At 39.2% G+C, this 1,343-nt stretch carries 1 protein-coding gene and 2 pseudogenes; 1 reads left to right on the plus strand and 2 read right to left on the minus strand.

All coding sequences use genetic code 11. The annotated features are described in order from the left end of the window. Positions 1–261, minus strand: a pseudogene (locus L652_RS0107660) (molybdate ABC transporter permease subunit); the annotation flags it as partial. After that, a complete protein-coding gene (modA, locus tag L652_RS0107665; RefSeq protein WP_024594850.1) occupies positions 248–949 on the minus strand; it encodes a molybdate ABC transporter substrate-binding protein in 702 nt (233 codons plus the stop codon). The pseudogene L652_RS0107660 and the gene modA, both read right to left, overlap by 14 nt. 96 nt (positions 950–1,045) lie before the next feature. Between modA and L652_RS0107670 the strand changes: the two are divergent. Continuing rightward, a pseudogene (locus tag L652_RS0107670) lies at positions 1,046–1,343 on the plus strand (molybdopterin molybdenumtransferase MoeA); the annotation flags it as partial.

A 1,343-nucleotide genomic window follows, 5' to 3' on the forward strand; every position in this document is an offset into this window, starting at 1 on the left:
CGCAAGCTGCGTACCCGTTAGCCAAAACCAAAACTGCCCAAAAGCGTGATCAGGCGAAAACAAAACAAGTAAATAAAACCCTAACAACGTAGGCGGTAGCACTAAAGGCATTGCAATTAATGCCTCTAAAAATGGTTTAAATTTACCGTTATAGCCAGCGAGCTTGTAAGCCAGAGGAATACAAAAAATAAGAAGAAGTACTGCGGTTATAAAGGCAAGTTTTATAGTTAACCACAGCGCGGTTAAATCACTTTGAAGCATTGTTGTCCTTTATTCTGTAACCTAATTCAATTAACTGCTGCTGCGTAGCTTCTGCCATTAAAAATTGCATAAGTTGCTTAGCACTAGCATGTTTTTTAGTCGAGCTAATAATAACGCCTTGTTGAATTATATCGGGATATTGATTGGTAGGCAGCACGGTATAATCTAAATATTTTTGATCTTGCGTGTTACGGTAAGCCGCCTTTAGGGATGAAACAGCCACCAGCCCTACTCCTACATTACCACTTTGCACAAACTGAAACGCATGCGTAATATTATTCCCGTACACATAATTTATTGGTTTTTTAAAATGGTTATTCGCGTAGTGCTCTGAGGCACGTCCGTATGGTGAAAAACGCGGATTAGCAATGGCTACTTTATCATTTACTTTTTCAGCTTTGGGTTGCCACAAAGCAAGTTCGCCTAACGCGTAAGTGATCAAACTACTTTGCTCGGCATAACCTTCTTTAATAAGCGATTGCGGGCGAAAATCGTCGGCCGATAAAAACACATCAAATGGCGCGCCATGCACTATTTGCGAATATAAAACACCGCTAGAAGCGGCTGATATTTTCACGTCAACATTAGGTAATGGGGATTTTTTTAGTAGGGTTTCCAATACAGTTTTAAAATTACTCGCTACGGCTACTTGCAGCGTTTCTTTTGCGTTTACGCTGCACGAAAACATGCATATCACACACAAAAAATAACCCAACCATGTATTGTAAAGCTTTGACATTATAAGTATTGTTTCAAAATAAAATGATTTAAGTAAGCAATATATATGAACGATGTTTGCAATGCACCCGGTTTATTGCCAATTGAAACTGCAATACAAAATATACTTGGCACAATAACGCCTGTTAAAGACGTTGAAACCATTTCTATAATGCAAAGTGTTGATCGCGTTTTAGCAAGCGATGTTAAGTCAACTATAAACGTACCCGCTCATAACAACTCAGCAATGGATGGCTATGCGCTGTGTATTTCAGATAAAAGCTTAACCTACACACAAGTAGGAAGCGTGTTTGCAGGTCAAGTTTTTGAAGGAACACTTACCCCAGGGCAATGCGTAAGAATAA

This window comes from Pseudoalteromonas sp. TB25, assembly GCF_000497995.1.
Taxonomy (GTDB): Bacteria; Pseudomonadota; Gammaproteobacteria; order Enterobacterales; family Alteromonadaceae; genus Pseudoalteromonas; species Pseudoalteromonas distincta.

What these genes read in the sequence shown, in the direction of transcription:
- modA (WP_024594850.1), bottom strand. Translation starts at nt 949, where the DNA reads ATGTTTTCGTGCAGCGTAAACGCAAAAGAAACGCTGCAAGTAGCCGTA.